Below are 16736 nucleotides of genomic sequence, written 5' to 3' on the forward strand. Positions count from 1 at the left end.
TTTTTCATAAACTAACAGAAAATTAAAATATTAGCTCATTTAACTCACAGTTTTTTGAAACAGAATTCACGAAACAGAAGGTAATAATTATTGTGGAAAATTTAGGATAAACCTTGTTAATTCAGGATTTTTAAAAGAAATTGTTTCGAGGTGGATAGTGTAGTTTTTCTTCATTTTTCATTTGTTGTGTTAATTTTTGGCAAAAATAATTCAAAAAGAAGAGAAGAACAATAAGTTAATGTTAATAATCTGAAATTATGACAAAGTTTAGGTTGGAAAAGAGATGTGCTATAATAGAATACGGGGATACCCGAAAATGTTCAAAAAAGCAACAGCATTAAAATTAAAATTTCCTTAAATCATAAAAAGTGGCTTAATATTTGAAATTTTAAATGAGCACAGATGAAAGATTAGAATTGCTTGAATTATGCTTAAATAAAGGAAATGTTAAATACTTTTCAGTGTTTTATTTTCAGGTATTTTAAAGGAGAGTTAAATTTTGTTAATCTGCTATGATAGTATCATAATCTGGGTGTACATTTGCAACTTCAAAATGAGAAACTTTATAGTATACTTTTTAACCGGTCTTTTTCTGCTCTTTGTAGTGGAAAGCAGACTCAACGTTAAAACGCTTCGAAATGACTATTCCGGTCATGTTTCTCATCATATGCCAAAAAGAGCCAACCGCCTGAATCAGACTTTTGAAAAACTCTCTATTCAGCAAATGGCAGATAATGTAGACAATTCCACTTTAGAACTTACCGAAAATGATTTCCAGCTGTCCGATGTATGGCAGGCTATTGTCGTTTTTGCCGGAGTTTTCAGTCTTGTTTATATTTTTGGATTAAAAAGTTGTAAGCGGTCAAAACCGGATATTCATGGTTTTGTTCTTGGCTTATCCACCAAAAGATTCATTCTTATCCGTTCCATTAGAATTTAAGAATTTCCCGTTTTATTGATTTTCTGCCTGATTCCGGGTAGAAATACTTTGCGCTGTGTATGCCGGTAATCATCACACCGTACCCTTTTATTACCGTTTTTATTTCTATCAAAACATTAACGATTTATATAAACTCTAGAATTATGATAAAGAGAGTTGTTTCGGGAATTGCGCTGAGTGTCCTTCTGCTGGCAGTTGGCTGCAATAAGAAAAAAGAAGAAAAAGAAGAAGTTACCGTATATCCGGTGACATCCCCTGTGGTAATGGATACCGTAATCAATAAAGAATACGTAGCCCAGATTCAATCTGTAAAAAACATTGAAGTGAGAGCTCAGGAAAAAGGTTTCCTGGAAAAAATCTTTGTAGATGAAGGACAGTACGTACAGGCCGGACAAACATTGTTCCGGATCATGCCTAAATTGTATCAGGCAGAATTATTAAAAGCAAAAGCAGAAGTGGAGCAGGCTTCCATTGAGCTGAAAAATGCAAGTACACTTGCAGGAAACAACATCGTTTCTAAAAATGAAAGAGCAATGGCAAAAGCCAAGCTGGATGCTGCCAACGCAGAAATGAAACTGGCTCAGATCCATCTTTCCTTTACTGACATCAAAGCACCGTTTTCCGGTATTATCAACAGAATTCCTCTGAAGTTGGGAAGTCTTGTAGATGAAGGCGATCTGTTGACTTCGTTGTCAGACAATACAAGTATCTACACCTATTTCAATGTCTCCGAACCTGAATATCTGAGCTATCAGACTCATGCTGCAGACCGTGGCAGCAATCAGGTTTCTCTGATTACGGCAAACGGAGAAATGTATACACAAAAAGGAGAAATTCAGACCATTGAAGGAGAATTTGATAATGAAACAGGAAATATTGCTTTCCGTGCCAAATTCCCTAATCCTGATAAACTTCTGAGAAACGGAGAAACCGGAAAAGTACAGATGTCAATGCCGGTTCATAATGCATTGATCATTCCACAGAAAGCAACCTATGAAATTCAGGATCAGAAATATGTATTTGTGATTGATAAAAATGGAGTAGCTAAATCCAGAAATATCAAAGTAGCCTATGAACTTCCGGATTTGTATGTGGTAGGCTCAGGAATTTCAAAAGGCGATCAGATTCTTCTGGAAGGCGTTCAGAAAGTAAAGGATGATCAGAAAGTGAAAACAAAATTCCAGGATCCTAAGAAAGTTCTTCAATCATTGAAACTAAAAGCAGAGTAGTGGTCTCTAAAACGAAACAGTATGTTTAAGAAATTCATTCGCAGACCAGTTCTGTCCATAGTAATCTCATTGATTATTGTATTTATGGGAATATTGTCATTGGTAAAACTTCCGGTGACACAGTTTCCATCCATCTCTCCGCCTAAAGTAAATATCACCGCAGAATATCCGGGAGCTAACAACGAATTGTTGATTAAATCCGTAGTAATCCCCTTAGAAAGAGGATTAAATGGAGTTCCCGGTATGAAATATATGACCTCAGATGCCGGAAATGACGGGGAAGCTTCTATTCAGATTGTATTTGATCTGGGTACGGATCCCAATGTAGCTGCAGTAAACGTTCAGAACCGTGTATCTTCAGTGGTCAATAAACTTCCGCCTCTGGTAGTACGTGAAGGAGTAAAGATCACGCGTGAAGAACCCAACATGTTGATGTATATTAACCTGTACAGTGATGATCCTAAAGCTGACCAGAAATTCCTTTTCAACTATGCAGATATCAATGTAATGTCCGAATTGAGAAGGGTAAGCGGTGTAGGTTTTGCCGATATCCTGGGAACCCGTGAATATGCCATGCGTATCTGGCTTAAACCGGATAGATTAACAGCTTATAATATTTCGGCAGATGAAGTAATGGAATCTCTGAATGAGCAGAGTTTGGAAGCTTCTCCCGGAAAAACAGGGGAAAGCTCCGGAAAACGTTCACAGTCTTTCGAATATGTATTAAAATATCCCGGACGTTTTAATAACGAAAAAGATTATGGAAACATTATTTTAAAAGCCAAACCGAACGGAGAATCTGTAAGGCTGAAAGATGTTGCCGATATTGAGTTTGGAAGTTCCATGTATGATATTTATTCTACACTGAACGGAAAACCTTCCGCAGCGATCACCGTAAAACAATCCTACGGATCCAATGCAAGTGACGTTATCAAAAATGTAAAAGCACTGATGAAGGATCTTGAAAAAAATAACTTCCCTAAGGGAATGCATTACGATATCAGTTATGACGTTTCAAGATTCCTGGATGCATCCATGGAAAAAGTTATTCATACTTTATTTGAGGCTTTCGTTTTGGTTGCCATCGTGGTATTCTTATTCCTTGGAGACTGGCGATCAACATTGATTCCGGCATTAGCTGTTCCGGTTTCATTGGTGGGAACATTTGCTGTCATGTCTGCTTTCGGAATTACCCTGAACATGATTTCCCTCTTTGCCCTGGTAATGGCCATCGGGGTTGTGGTAGATGACGCGATTGTAGTTATTGAAGCTGTTCACGCCAAGATGGAAGAAAAACATCTTTCCCCATTGAAGGCTACCGAAGAAGCAATGCATGAGATCAGTGGAGCAATTATCGCAATTACACTTGTAATGGCATCGGTATTCATTCCGATTGCATTTATGTCCGGACCGGTTGGGGTATTTTACCGCCAGTTCTCCATTACAATGGCTTCATCCATTATTTTATCAGGGGTAGTGGCACTTACTTTGACACCGGCTTTATGTGCTTTGATTTTAAGAAATAATCATGGAAAAGCGAAGAAGAAAACTCCGGTTACTATTTTCCTTGATAAATTCAATAACCTGTTTACAAAAGGAGCCGGAAGATATGAGAAGCTACTGAATAAAACAGTGACAAAAAAGACAATAACCTTACCATTGTTATTGGCATTTTGTGCCTGCACATTCTTCCTGAGCAATTCTTTACCTTCAGGATTTATTCCGGCCGAGGATCAGGGGATGATCTATGCTATTATTCAGACGCCTCCGGGTTCTACATTGGAAAGAACCAATCAGATTGCCAGAGAGCTTTTGAGGGAATCTGAAGATATTGATGGAGTACAATCCGTTTCTTCTCTTGCAGGATATGAGATTTTGACTGAAGGTACCGGATCCAATTCAGGAACCTGTCTGATCAACCTTAAAAGCTGGGAAGAACGTAAAGAATCAGCTGCAGAAATTATTGAAAAGCTTGAGGAAAAAGCCAAGAATATTCCGGGAGCCAATATAGAATTCTTCCAGCCGCCTTCCGTTCCGGGATATGGAGCTGCAGGAGGTTTCGAGCTTCGTCTGCTGGATAAAGCAGGAAGTGGAGATTATCATAAAATGGAGCAGGTAAGTAATGACTTTGTGAAGGAGCTTAAAAAGCGTCCGGAGCTTGGTTCGGCATTTACATTCTATTCTGCGAGTTTCCCGCAATATATGCTTAGGATAGATAATGATCTTGCGGAGCAAAAAGGAGTAACCATTGAAAAAGCAATGGATAACCTGTCTACATTGATCGGTTCCAACTATGAAACGAGTTTCATCCGCTTTGACAGGCCGTATAAGGTCATTGTTCAGGCTGGCCCTCAATATCGTGCACTTCCAACCGACCTGTTGAAGCTGTATGTTAAAAATGATAAAGACCAGATGGTTCCTTACTCAGATTTTATGAGGCTTGAAAAAGTATACGGACTATCGGAGATTACAAGACACAATATGTACAACTCTGCAGAAGTAAGCGGAACGCCTGCTCCCGGATACAGTAGTGGCCAGGCGATCAAAGCGATTCAGGAAGTTGCAGATAAAACACTTCCAAGAGGTTTTGGTATCGACTGGGCGGGGATCTCTAAAGACGAAGTAAGCCGTGGTAATGAAGCCATATTTATCTTCCTGGTTTGTTTAGGATTTGTCTACCTGATTCTTTCCGCACAGTATGAAAGTTTCATCCTTCCGCTTCCTGTTATTTTATCTCTGCCTACAGGTATTTTTGGAGCCTTTTTATGCTTAAAGCTTTTAGGACTTGAGAATAACATTTATGCACAGGTGGCAATGGTCATGCTGATCGGACTTTTGGGTAAAAATGCAGTGTTGATCGTTGAATTTGCCGTACAGAAGAAAGCCGAAGAAGGAATCCCTGTGGCAAAAGCAGCTATTGAAGGAGCTGCCATCCGTTTCCGTCCGATTTTGATGACCTCATTTGCTTTCATTGCCGGTTTAATTCCATTGGTGATTGCAACGGGGCCGGGAGCAATTGGTAACAGAACCATTGGTACAGCGGCAGCAGGAGGAATGCTAATCGGAACTATTTTCGGATTGATGATTATCCCCGGATTGTATTATATCTTCGGAACCATTGCTGATAAGTCACGATTGGCGAGATATGAAGAAGAAAATCCTTTAACAGAACAAACTGAACCTTATGAACATGATGGAAAATTCGAAGACTAAAAATATAATCACAGCCATTGCCTTATCGCTTGTACTCGTAAGCTGTAAGGCGCCGATGGCGACTGTCATAAAAGACGAGGTAAAAGAAAATATTCCTCAGAACTTTAATCAGGAAGAGCAGCAGGATGCTAACAATAATAGCGGAACAACACCGTGGAGACAGTTTTTTACGGATCCAAACCTGGTAACCCTTATTGAAACTGCTTTAAAAAATAATCAGGAGCTGTTGATCACTCTTCAGGAGATTGAGATTGCTAAAAGTGGTGTTTTAGCTAAAAAAGGAAGATTGAGTCCAACTGTTTCTGCAGGAGTAGGAGCCGGTCTGAAAAAATCCGGTCGCTATACCAGCGAAGGAGCCGGAGATGCTACCACAGAAATAGAGCCGGGTAAGGAAATGCCGGATCCGCTTGGAAATTTTGAAGCGGGCTTAAATGCGAGCTGGGAGATTGACATCTGGAAAAAGCTCAGAACGGAAAAAGAATCTGCCGTAGCCCATTATCTTTCTACAGTAGAAGGGAAAAACTTTGTTTTATCTAATCTTATTGAAGAAGTTGCAGATAATTATTATGAATTGCTGGCACTTGATAACCAGTTGGATATTATACAACAGTATATCAAGCTTCAGCAAAGAGCATTGGAAATTTCCAAAATCCAGAAAGAAGCCGCTGCTGCAACGGAACTGGCTGTGAAAAAATTTGAAGCAGAACTGGCGAAATCCAAAGCTGCAGAATATACCATCCGCCAGCAGATTACTGAAAAAGAAAATGAAATCAATGCTTTGCTGGGAAGATATCCACAACCAATTGTTAGAACGAAGGAAAACTTTATGTCTACCATTCCTCCGACAGTCTATACCGGAATTCCATCTCAGTTATTAGCCAACCGTCCTGATATCAAACAGGCCGAGCTGGAATTGAAAGCTTCAAAACTGGATGTAGAAGCAGCAAGAAAAGAATTTTATCCTTCTCTGGAAATTTCGGCAACATTAGGCCTGGAGGCTTTCAAACCTTCGTACCTTGTTAAAATGCCGGAATCAATAGCTTACAATCTTGTAGGTGAACTGGCAGGGCCATTAATTAACAAAAGTGCGATAAAGGCTAATTTTCAGACAGCAGATGCCAAACAGGTTCAGGCGTTGTACGAATACGATAAAACTATTCTGAATGCCTATCTGGATGTTGCCAATCTGATGTCAAAGGTTAAAAATATAGATCAGTATTATCAACTGAAATCTCAGGAAACGAAAGCCCTGGATCAGTCTATAGATATTGCCAATCAGCTATTTCGTAATTCCAGAGCAGATTATCTTGAAGTTCTTTTAAACCAAAGAGATGCTTTGGATGCTAAAATGGAACTTATTGAGGCAAAACAGAAACAGCTCAGCACAGTAGTTGACATCTATAAAAGTTTAGGTGGAGGCTGGAAATAAAACATCATAATTCTATCAATAAACAGTTAATGTTTTTTGGAAGGGTCAATTCTTTTGAGTTGGCCCTTTTTTATTTTTATGCGACATGCTTTGAAGTTGTGGCCGCGCCAGTTGGAGGATCATGTTAAATGAAACAGGTCATCTCAGAATATTTTAATTTCCTAACTTTGTAATATTCAATAAAAATCAAAACAAAACGATGTCAATCACCAACGAAGATCAGATGCTTGGAATGCAAAAAGTAAGTGAAGCTGTTGCCTATACGCTGAAGAAGATGATGGATTACGCCGAACCCGGTATGACTACCAAAGATCTGGACGAATATGGAGCCAAAATACTGGAGGGTTTCGGGGCAAAATCAGCACCTTATCTGACGTATGGATTTCCAGGCTGGACATGTATCAGTGTGGACAATGAATTCTGCCATGGGATTCCAACAGATCAAAGGATTTTGAAAGAAGGCGATCTGATCAATATTGATGTTTCTGCAGAATTAGATGGATATTGGGCAGACAACGGTGGTTCCTTCGTGATTGGAGAAGATATTCACGGACATCAGAAACTGGTGGAGGCCTCCAAAGATATTTTAAGAAAAGCTATCGACAATATCAAAGGTGGTGTGAAAATAGCAGATATAGGGCATTTAATGGAAACAGAGGCGAAGAAAAGAGATTTTAAAGTTATTAAAAATCTTGCAGGCCATGGAGTAGGGAGAAGCTTACACGAACAGCCTGACGAATTGCTGAACTACAAAAACCGCTATGATTCCAGACGTTTTAAGAAAAACTCTGTCGTGGCGATTGAAACATTCATCTCCACCGATTCCAATATTGCTGTAGAATTAAAAGACGGATGGACTATGGTAGGCAATAAAGGCGGTTACATGGCCCAGCACGAGCATACCATCATAATCACTGATGGAAAACCTATCATTTTAACCAAAATGAACGAAATCCTGAATTAAAAGAAACCGCAACGGTGTGAAAAACGATTGCCTTAAAATATATCAGTAATAAAAAACTTTGCGCCCTTGCGTTAAAGAAAAATACAAAGTACTAGAAAGCCTCAAAGCTTCATCAATCAACTTGCTGATTGCAGCTTTGCTTATATTCAGTTTTAGGAATAGAAAACTTTGCGTTTTTACTATAAAGCACTCCGTTATCTATACTTCGAAGAATCTGCTGTAAATATTCCATTGATGAAAAAGCCAGGCTTTAAATTGTTGGGCATAAAATACTTTGTTATATTTATAGAATAAAATCACCTCACAAACTATTCACTATGAAAAAATTTCTTTTAATCCTTTTGGGAATCATAGTCATTCTGGCTGCTGTAGTATTAATTAAAACCTATACTTATCCGTTTAAGAAAAATAATATCGGAGCAGGTGAAGGCTGGAAACCGGTAAAAAATGATTCTGCAGTCATGAGACTTTCAGGAGGAATAAAAGTGGCTACTGTTTCTACAGGGAGTTTGGGTGAATTCGACTATGCACCGTTTGAACAGTTCAAAACCTATTTAAAAACCTCTTATCCTTTGGTCTATCAGAACACAGAAAATGTTGAGGTCAACCAGTATGGACTGGTGTTCAGGCTTAAAGGAAGCAATCCTGCTCTGGAACCCATTTTATTCCTTTCCCATATGGATGTTGTTCCGCCGGGAGATGCCGATGTTAAAAATAACGAAGAAAACATATTCCGTCCGGATGATAAACCATTAGAGCCTGTTTCAAAAGTTGCCGAAGACTGGGATTTTGCTCCTTTTTCAGGAGCGGTAGCCAATGGAAGAATCTACGGAAGAGGAGCGATAGATATGAAAGGAATGCTTTTCTCGTTGATGGAATCCATGAATTCTATGATTAAAAACAAACAGATTCCACAGCGTGATATTTATCTGGCTTTCGGTTTTGATGAAGAAGTGGGCGGGCAAAAAGGAGCGATTCAGATTGCCGGTTATTTTAAGAAAAGAGGATTAAAATTCGATGCTGTTTATGACGAAGGAGGTTTGATTATGCGAAAAGGAAATGTAGCAGGAATTGATACAGATGTTGCCGTGGTAGGATGTGCAGAAAAAGGTTTTCTTTCTGCAAAGATAAAAGTTAAAGGACTGGGCGGGCATTCCTCAATGCCACCAATGGAAAGTGCTATCGGGAAAGCAGCTGTTATCATGCAGCGTCTGGAAGATGATCAGATGAAGCCTGTTATTACCCCTTTAATCAAAGAATTTTTTAATAATATTGGAGGTGAAATGCCTTTTGCCACAAGAATGGCACTGGCGAATCAATGGCTTTTAAAACCGGTACTGATTTCCCAGCTTACCAAAAACAATACAACCAATGCTTTGGTGAGAACCACAACAGCTTTAACGATGATGAAAGGAAGTGATGGTACCAATGTACTTTCTCCCGAAGTGGAATTTGTTGTTAATTTCAGATTACTTCCCGGAAACTCGGTGAAAGATGTAAAAGATCATATTGCTAAAGCGACTGAAGGCTTTGATGTAGAAGTAGAAGAAATTGACAATACAAGAGAAGCTTCTGCTATTTCTCCAACCAATACAAGAGCTTTTAAAATGATAGAAGCCGGAGTGAAAGAAATTCATCCCGGAGCCATTGTTACGCCTTATCTTACTATGGCTGGAACCGATGCCGGTAAATATGAAATTGTAAGCAAAAATGTCTACAGGTTCATGCCGATCAAGATCAACAGTGCCGAGCAGCAGAGTATTCACAGCACCAATGAATACCTTAGCATTGAAAACTATCTGAAAATGATTCACTACTTTGAGTACATCATGAAGAATTACGACAGGTAATGTCAATAGTGAATGGTCAATTCGCTGCACTTGTGAATTTTAATATAAGTTCGCCTATTATTAAACGCGGCGTTCGCAAAGCTTCTGTGAGGTTTAATTTTTTTTCGATCGCAGAGGCGTTTCACTCAGCAATGTTAAGGCGTATATCCTGGCTGAACGAAGTGCCTTTGTGAGCCAGTAAAATCTGCATATTGATAAACCTTGCGAACCTTAGCGTTAATAATGATTGACGATTGACTTTGCGAAGCAAAAATTGACCATTGACAAAAATTTTTTTACAAAAAAATATATTGCGTCAAGTTTTGTCGCATTACACATATAGCTTTGTCATATCAAAATTACAGAGCTATGGAATTGCCATTTTACTTAAACTTTAACGACTTTGAAAGTAATTATTACGATAACCTTGAGAAATGGTTTGAAGAATATCATAATACCAGCGAAACAGATTATCTGGAAGCGCTTGCTGAGCTTTACAGGCCCTATGTGTATTATAACTTTGCAGATGATATGCTAAAGCCGGATGCTTCCATTGAAGTGAAAGACTGCTTTTTTCCTTATCATGAAAAAATAGGAATCTCTTTCTGTATTGATTGTGAAAATGAAACTTCTCCATCCAATGGAATGAACCAGGTATTTGAATTTAAAAATATTTCCATGATGGAGTATGCCCAGCATATTCTGGATAAGATCAATAAATTTTGTTCAAAAAATGCTCATGCTCTGGATGGCAGTAAAAATATTCAGGATTATATTAATAACTATACTATTGTTACCTCCATGGAGGGAGTAGGGTATTGTATCAGCTACAACCGTCATCAGAAAGCCATTCCTTTTTTAAAGGCATACCTTCCATACTATGGTCAGACGGTAAACATGGCGCTATACAGAGATTTCCTTTGTTCTGTTGTTCAGATTGCAGAATTTATAGATCAGAAATTAAAAACAGTACACGCTTTTAAACAGACTATCTATGCACGCTCAAGAGCGGAAGCTAAATTCAATGTGCAGCTGAGCCGTCAGTTTCTGACTTTGTGCAACTAAAATTTTACACCAAACATTCATACTTAATTATATTGCGGAAAACTTATGTTTTTCAACCAAAAATCCCGGTCAGTAATGATCGGGATTTTGTATTAATAGCTTATTTAGTATTATCTGTTTTTATTATACGGAATATTCCATACCAGATCGGCCGCCAGATAATGGACACCTCCATGATGAATACTTCTGCTGCCTCTGATCAGATCATCCATATATCCTATATCTACGGTAAAAGGGGAATTGGGAATCGTAAATATATAATAAGCTGCAATACGCATTTCACGATATCCAAACGAACTCCATTCAGAATCCGGCTCATTGAGATGGCTTATAGAAAACAGGGCTTCTGCGCTCAAGGCCAGTTTCTGATTATTTTTGGGAGATATATTATAGGTGAGCTGACTCTTGATCCGTGTTCTCAACTGAAAATCCTCTTCGACTTGATGAAAGTCTGCATCGAAAAACTTCCTGAATTCCTGACGGACGGTACTTTTAAGTTTCCATTTCCTGCCGAAATCAAAAGTATAGGCATATCTTCCGTAAATTCTGAATTCCTGTTCTGTATTTTCCTTAGCATAAGGAGCCGTGTTTTCATATTGTGGCTGACGTCTGTAACTTAATGCATAACTATACTGCTGGTGTGGAGCAAAAGAATGATAAACTTCATGATTTAAAACAATGATCGCTTGCTTCGAAAATAAGTTATGATTTTCCGGACTGCTTTTTCTTCCGATGGCGACATAGCTCAAAGCCTGCTTTTTTCCCAGGGAATCAAGTTGCCGCTTCACCCCGAAGGCTCCCCAGAACGCATTGTTGGCATCTCCTAATCCAGGTGGACTGATCTGCGCTTTGATCGATGTTCCTATACATCCCACTAAAAATAATGCTGCAAAAAATTTCTTCATGCTCAATAATTTGGATACCTGTTTTAGGGGTAATTTTAAATAACTGCGAAACCATATGACTGATGAGAATACTGTTGATACGCAGAGAGAATCTTTCGTGATAGCAAAATTAGAGGCTTTGTTCATAGAGTGTTTATTCAAAATCTTGTAATACTGTTTAAAAACAAGACAAAGTAAAGACCTGATTTAGGATAGAATTAGGAATAAGACTTCTAATGGAAAAACTGGATGTTTCAATAATATTTTAATTGTGGATAAAATGTGAGTAACTTGTTAGTAGTTTGTGGGAAAGTACTGTGGTATTTATTGGTTTACTATATAATTGTTTGATTTTGTATGGTATATAAAGTAAATTGCCACAATATAAATACTGTGGCAAATTGGTTTATGGACTGGTTTATTTACTGTTAATTCTGTCTTACTCCGCACATAGCATCCCATGTTGTCCAGAAATGGGCATTAATAGCTCCGATAGGCGGATTGGTACTGTCTGCAACAATTCCTACCATAGAAGCACAGTTGGAATTACAGCCTATTTCATTATGACTTCCAGCCTGAGGAGGAATCTGGCGCCATGTACCTGTTGAACCGCTTAATAATTCTACTCTGATTTCAAAGATCCCGGAAAGATTGGGAGTCTGAATCTGTTTGGTAGGATTTTCACTTGAGATGAAGTCGCTCCAGTCTCCCTGTGAAAAAGTTACACGCCATGTAGAAATCATTTTAGAGGTATCGTTTTGTGGGGAAAGATACACCCAGAATTGAGCTCCGTTTCCAAGTACTAACTGACCTGAAGAATTTGCATTTACACTTGTTGATGTCATTTTGGTTTGGTTTTTAGTTTGTTAGATTGTATTTCAAAGTAACGAAGAACAAGGCACTTGCAGTAGCGTATAAATGACCAATTATTAAACTGAGTATAAATACTTATAGGAATGCATGTAAAATAATCCGGAAATCTTGATCATAAAAAAAGCCTGTGCTATTCTTAGCACAGGCTTTGGTTTCTTGCAGAAAGGAAGGGATTCGAACCCTCGATACAGTTACCCGTATACTACCTTTCCAGGGTAGCTCCTTCAACCACTCGGACACCTTTCTTTTTGAGATTGCAAAAATAGTGTATTTTCTGGAATATCCAAATTATTCTTACAAATTAATCTGTAATTTCTCCACAAAGGCTTCTGGTGAAATTATCAGCAAAGCTTCCGGAGTAGTTAGGGTTATCTATTAAGTGCATGGCTTTGGTAATCGCTGTTTCCGCTGTCATGTCTCTTCCGCTGATCGCTCCGATTCTGGAGAAAATATTACTGTTTTCATACTTTCCGAATGAGATGCCTCCTGAAATACACTGACTTACCACTACGATTTCAGTTCCGTTATCCCGGATTTCCTGAAGCGTTTCCTGCGTTTTTGCACTGCTGAAAATGGTTCCCGAACCAAAAACCTGAAGAATAAGAACCTTCATTTTAGGAATTTCCCTGAAGTGACTCAGATGCATTCCCGGAAAAATTCTCCAGAATAAAATATCTTCGGAAATATGTTCATCCACATGAAATTCTACGGTCGGATCACAACGGAACAGATTATCTTTAATAATATTCAAATGAACTCCGGACTGCCCGAGAATAGGATAATTCGGGCTTGCGTAAGCATCAAAATATTCTGCGGAATATTTCAGCGTTCTGTTTCCTCTTAATAATTTGTATTCAAAATAAATAGCAACCTCCTGAATGACTGCTTCGTCATTTTCATAAAGGCTGGCATAATAAAGGCTGGTCAGAAGGTTTTCCTTGGCGTCTGTTCTCAGGTCTCCAATCGGAAGCTGGGAGCCGGTCATGATGACAGGCTTTCTTAATCCTTTCAACATGAAACTAAGCGCAGATGCCGTATAGGACATGGTATCCGTTCCGTGAAGAATCAGGAAACCATCGTAGTCGTTATAATTTTTTTGAATATAATTGGCGATCACTCTCCATTCCTCAGGTCCCATATCTGAAGAGTCCAGCGGTTTGGCAAAAGGATGAACAAAGACTTCGCATTCCATAAGCCTCATTTCAGGCATCTTTTCGAATATATTTCCAAAATCAAAGGCGCGGAGACTTCCGGTTTCATAATCTTTTTCCATTCCGATGGTTCCACCGGTATAGATGAGCAGGACTTTTCGCTTCATGTACTAATTTTATTAAGAATTGGAGCCCGATTAGGGTTCATAGGTCAAAATTACGTTAATTTGCAAAGATTTGAAAATGAATGAAACGTTTATCATGAAATTTTATAAAAATAGGATGAGAAATGAAAAGGTTTCATAGGGGCTATTGAAAAAAATAACGAAATGCAGATGAGTGATTTATCGCAAACTTTTGAATATTTAAAACAGTTTTTAACGGAAGAAAGACTGACGAAAATTGAACATTTCTCGCAGGAAAGTTCAGACTTTGTACTTCCGGTTGTAGAAGATGTCTACCAGTTCAGAAATGCAGCTGCAATTGTACGCTCTGTGGAGGCCTGCGGTTTCCATAAAGTAGTGGCATTGCAGGAAGAATACAGCTTCGAACCCAATCTTCGCGTAACAAAAGGGGCGGATACGTGGGTTGAAGTAGAAAAGCTTCCCAGAAATATGGAATCTTTTCAGAATATTAAAGACAGAGGATATAAAATAGTGGCTGTTTCATTGGAAAAAAATGCTAAAATGCTGCCTGAATATGAAGTGACGGAACCTATTGCTTTGGTTTTCGGAACTGAAATGGAAGGGGTTTCCCAGGAGATTTTAGATTTTGCCGACGAGACACTGGCTATTCCAATGTATGGATTTACGAGAAGTTTTAACGTTTCTGTCGCAGCTTCAATCTGTATGTATGAGTTAAAGCAAAAATTGATAAAGTCTGATATTGATTATAAATTAAATGAGGAAAAGCTTCTGAGAATGAAAATCCTTTGGGCTGTCAATTCAATCAGAAGCGGACAGCAGATTTTTGAAAAATATCTGAGAGAAAATAATATTGACTGGAAATAGTAATCTGAAATAAAAATGAGAAGGTTTTGTGCCTTCTCGTTTTGTATTTATATCATATTGTAATAATTCCATGCGGCCACAAAAACTCCCGCCGTTTCCGTTCTCAGTCTTTGATTTCCTAGAGAAACTGCTCTTACTTTGTTTTCTGCCAGAAATGCAATCTCCTTTTCAGAAAAATCACCTTCAGGGCCTATTAAAAAAGTAAGATGCTTCAGCTGAGGAATATTTTTAAGATCAATTCTTTCCAGATTTTGATGACAGTGCGCTACAAAGGTATGTTCCGGATCAATATTTTTCAGAAAATCCGTCAGTTTTACAGCATCATTGATAACCGGAAAATGAAATCTCAGGCTCTGCTTGGATGCTGCAACAGCCTGTTTCCTGATTTTATCGATGTTAATGTTTTTACGCTCCGTTTTTTCAGTGATAATAATGCTTATTTCTGAAATCCCCATTTCCACCGCTTTTTCCACAAAAAATTCAATTCTGTCAATATTCTTGGTGGGTGCAATCGCAATATGAAGTTGAGGATTGAATTCCGGCAGATTTTCTTTGATCTCAGAAACTTCAATCCCCGCTTTCTTGCCTTCTATAATCAGTTTTCCGGAAGACAGGTTTCCTTTTCCGTCTGTCACGTGAATCGTTTCACCATCTCTCATGCGAAGAACTTTTACAATATGCTGCTGTTCTTCGTCGTTGATTATAACTTTATTTCTGTTGATGTCTCCGTAGAATAGTTTCATATATCCTGGTTTATAAATGCTACTCCTGTTTTGATGGTTGTATATATATCTGTATCACATTCCCGGTAAGAACACATGTATATTTCTTCTATCCATACATTATTAATGAAAATCAGATTTAAATATTCCTGTTTTCTCAAATTATTTTTGATGGATAAATAATCTCCTTCTTTTGGAGTATAGGGAAAACTAAAAAGATGTTCAGAATTAATTAATTGTAAAACTTCTTCTTTGATATCCTGAATATATCCTGTCTCAGAACTTTCTCCGTTAAACTCTGAAAAAGTTTCTGAGCCCTCATGTCTTCCTGTGATAGTTTCTAATACCCAGTAATATTTTGAGTTCTTTTTAGAATGTGTTCCCAGTACTTTTTCTTCTAAGAGTATTTTCATAAATCGTATTTTGCCGTTGCGGAAGTTCTCAGATCGGTAAATTCTCCACGTTCAAACTTCAGTTTTGCTACCATGGCAATCATGGCTGCATTATCTGTAGTATATTCGAATTTGGGAATATAAATACTCCATCCCAGTCTTTCTTTGTTGTCTTCCATTGCTTTTCTAAGTGCGGAATTGGCAGATACACCTCCTGCAATAGCGACCTGATTTACATTGAGATCTTTGGCTGCTTTTTCAAGCTTATTCATCAGAATTTCAATAATTGATTTTTGTACGGAAGCACAAAGGTCATTAAGATTTTCCTTAATGAAATCCGGGTTTTTTCTGACTTCTTTCTGAACGAAATACAACACAGAAGTTTTAATACCGCTGAAAGAATAATCGTAGTTTTCAAGCTTCGGTTTGTTGAATGTAAAAGCATCAGGATTCCCTTCCTTGGCCAGTCTGTCGATGATAGGGCCTGCGGGGTAATCGAGGTCAAAAATCTTTCCGATTTTGTCAAAAGCTTCTCCTGCTGCATCATCAATAGTTTTGCCGATGATTTCCATATCAAAATAGTCTTTTACCAATACAATCATGGTATGTCCGCCACTTACAGTAAGGCATAAAAAAGGAAAGGTAGGCGGCACAGGATTTGCATCTTCGATGAAATGGGCCAGAATGTGGGCTTGAAGGTGATTTACTTCAATCAAAGGTACATTCAGGCTCATCGCCAAAGACTTAGCAAATGATGTTCCTACAAGAAGAGATCCTAAAAGTCCCGGTCCGCGAGTAAATCCTATAGCAGAGATAGCATTTTGTTGTATATTTGCTTTAGAAAAAGATTTTTCAACAACGGGGATAATATTTTGCTGATGGGCTCGTGAAGCCAATTCAGGGACAACGCCGCCATATTCTTTGTGGATGGCCTGGTTCGCGGCAATGTTTGAAAGAATAGAATTTCCCTTGATGATAGCTGCTGAGGTGTCGTCACAGGACGATTCAATACCTAAAATTATAGAGTCGCTCATA

14 protein-coding genes and 1 tRNA gene are annotated in these 16736 nt (G+C 38.3%); 8 read left to right on the plus strand and 7 right to left on the minus strand.

Annotated elements, in window-relative coordinates:
- Positions 1-553 precede the first annotated feature (553 nt).
- The 7 genes from V0410_RS20030 to V0410_RS20060 all read left to right on the plus strand — a co-directional run bounded on the left by V0410_RS20030 (position 554) and on the right by V0410_RS20060 (position 10669).
- The gene (locus V0410_RS20030; protein WP_110009503.1) at positions 554-940 is read left to right on the plus strand and encodes a hypothetical protein; all 387 of its coding nucleotides are present in this window, start codon (positions 554-556) and stop codon (positions 938-940) included.
- 146 nt (positions 941-1086) lie between these two features.
- Positions 1087-2169, plus strand: coding sequence for an efflux RND transporter periplasmic adaptor subunit (locus V0410_RS20035; protein WP_395974907.1), 1083 nt, complete (start codon positions 1087-1089; stop codon positions 2167-2169).
- A 21-nt stretch (positions 2170-2190) separates the two neighbouring features.
- Positions 2191-5382 carry an efflux RND transporter permease subunit gene (locus tag V0410_RS20040; protein ID WP_330745372.1) on the plus strand — a complete coding sequence of 1064 codons (3192 nt, stop codon included), beginning with the start codon at positions 2191-2193 and terminating at the stop codon, positions 5380-5382.
- Positions 5354-6811 carry a TolC family protein gene (locus V0410_RS20045; RefSeq protein WP_330745373.1) on the plus strand — a complete coding sequence of 486 codons (1458 nt, stop codon included), beginning with the start codon at positions 5354-5356 and terminating at the stop codon, positions 6809-6811. The genes V0410_RS20040 and V0410_RS20045 overlap by 29 nt, the downstream gene beginning before the upstream one ends.
- Before the next feature lie 199 nt (positions 6812-7010).
- A complete protein-coding gene (map, locus tag V0410_RS20050) occupies positions 7011-7775 on the plus strand; it encodes a type I methionyl aminopeptidase (protein WP_330745374.1) in 765 nt (254 codons plus the stop codon).
- Between the two features lie 317 nt (positions 7776-8092).
- Positions 8093-9625, plus strand: a complete 1533-nt coding sequence (locus V0410_RS20055) for a M20/M25/M40 family metallo-hydrolase (protein WP_330745375.1) — start codon at positions 8093-8095, stop codon at positions 9623-9625.
- 348 nt (positions 9626-9973) lie between these two features.
- Positions 9974-10669, plus strand: a complete 696-nt coding sequence (locus tag V0410_RS20060; RefSeq protein WP_330745376.1) for a hypothetical protein — start codon at positions 9974-9976, stop codon at positions 10667-10669.
- A 110-nt stretch (positions 10670-10779) separates the two neighbouring features.
- Here V0410_RS20060 and V0410_RS20065 read toward each other — a convergent pair whose 3' ends face one another.
- From V0410_RS20065 to V0410_RS20080, 4 genes are all read right to left on the minus strand, one after another.
- Entirely contained in the window at positions 10780-11574 is a 795-nt protein-coding gene (locus V0410_RS20065; protein WP_330745377.1) for a DUF2490 domain-containing protein, read from the minus strand.
- A 407-nt stretch (positions 11575-11981) separates the two neighbouring features.
- Positions 11982-12398, minus strand: a complete 417-nt coding sequence (locus V0410_RS20070) for a hypothetical protein (protein WP_047428034.1) — start codon at positions 12396-12398, stop codon at positions 11982-11984.
- Between the two features lie 187 nt (positions 12399-12585).
- Positions 12586-12672, minus strand: a tRNA-Ser gene (locus V0410_RS20075).
- A gap of 55 nt (positions 12673-12727) precedes the next feature.
- Positions 12728-13744, minus strand: a complete 1017-nt coding sequence (locus V0410_RS20080) for an asparaginase (protein ID WP_110010834.1) — start codon at positions 13742-13744, stop codon at positions 12728-12730.
- Between the two features lie 162 nt (positions 13745-13906).
- On the opposite strand from V0410_RS20080, the gene V0410_RS20085 reads away from it, so the two are divergent.
- Positions 13907-14587, plus strand: coding sequence for a TrmH family RNA methyltransferase (locus tag V0410_RS20085; protein ID WP_110010835.1), 681 nt, complete (start codon positions 13907-13909; stop codon positions 14585-14587).
- Between the two features lie 47 nt (positions 14588-14634).
- Here the strand turns inward: V0410_RS20085 and V0410_RS20090 are convergent, their stop codons facing one another.
- The 3 genes from V0410_RS20090 to tsaD are packed head-to-tail and all read right to left on the minus strand — an operon-like array spanning position 14635 to position 16735.
- Entirely contained in the window at positions 14635-15330 is a 696-nt protein-coding gene (locus tag V0410_RS20090; RefSeq protein ID WP_330745378.1) for an RsmE family RNA methyltransferase, read from the minus strand.
- Complete coding sequence (locus tag V0410_RS20095; RefSeq protein ID WP_137905125.1) at positions 15327-15722, minus strand: hypothetical protein; 396 nt, start codon at positions 15720-15722, stop codon at positions 15327-15329. Before V0410_RS20095 ends, V0410_RS20090 begins: the two co-directional genes overlap by 4 nt.
- On the minus strand, positions 15719-16735 hold the full coding sequence (tsaD, locus tag V0410_RS20100) for a tRNA (adenosine(37)-N6)-threonylcarbamoyltransferase complex transferase subunit TsaD (protein ID WP_330745379.1): 1017 nt from the start codon (positions 16733-16735) through the stop codon (positions 15719-15721). The genes V0410_RS20095 and tsaD overlap by 4 nt, the downstream gene beginning before the upstream one ends.
- Position 16736 lies beyond the last annotated feature (1 nt).

Origin of the sequence: Chryseobacterium sp. CP-77 (assembly GCF_036362765.1) — a bacterium.
GTDB lineage: Bacteria > Bacteroidota > Bacteroidia > Flavobacteriales > Weeksellaceae > Chryseobacterium > Chryseobacterium cupriresistens.

Excerpts from the sequence above, each read along its gene's own strand:
- V0410_RS20030 (WP_110009503.1), top strand. The coding sequence starts at position 554 with ATGAGAAACTTTATAGTATACTTTTTAACCGGTCTTTTTCTGCTCTTT.
- V0410_RS20040 (WP_330745372.1), top strand. The coding sequence starts at position 2,191 with ATGTTTAAGAAATTCATTCGCAGACCAGTTCTGTCCATAGTAATCTCA.
- V0410_RS20045 (WP_330745373.1), top strand. The coding sequence starts at position 5,354 with ATGAACATGATGGAAAATTCGAAGACTAAAAATATAATCACAGCCATT.
- map (WP_330745374.1), top strand. The coding sequence starts at position 7,011 with ATGTCAATCACCAACGAAGATCAGATGCTTGGAATGCAAAAAGTAAGT.
- V0410_RS20055 (WP_330745375.1), top strand. The coding sequence starts at position 8,093 with ATGAAAAAATTTCTTTTAATCCTTTTGGGAATCATAGTCATTCTGGCT.
- V0410_RS20060 (WP_330745376.1), top strand. The coding sequence starts at position 9,974 with ATGGAATTGCCATTTTACTTAAACTTTAACGACTTTGAAAGTAATTAT.
- V0410_RS20065 (WP_330745377.1), bottom strand. The coding sequence starts at position 11,574 with ATGAAGAAATTTTTTGCAGCATTATTTTTAGTGGGATGTATAGGAACA.
- V0410_RS20070 (WP_047428034.1), bottom strand. The coding sequence starts at position 12,398 with ATGACATCAACAAGTGTAAATGCAAATTCTTCAGGTCAGTTAGTACTT.
- V0410_RS20080 (WP_110010834.1), bottom strand. The coding sequence starts at position 13,744 with ATGAAGCGAAAAGTCCTGCTCATCTATACCGGTGGAACCATCGGAATG.
- V0410_RS20085 (WP_110010835.1), top strand. The coding sequence starts at position 13,907 with ATGCAGATGAGTGATTTATCGCAAACTTTTGAATATTTAAAACAGTTT.
- V0410_RS20090 (WP_330745378.1), bottom strand. The coding sequence starts at position 15,330 with ATGAAACTATTCTACGGAGACATCAACAGAAATAAAGTTATAATCAAC.
- V0410_RS20095 (WP_137905125.1), bottom strand. The coding sequence starts at position 15,722 with ATGAAAATACTCTTAGAAGAAAAAGTACTGGGAACACATTCTAAAAAG.
- tsaD (WP_330745379.1), bottom strand. The coding sequence starts at position 16,735 with ATGAGCGACTCTATAATTTTAGGTATTGAATCGTCCTGTGACGACACC.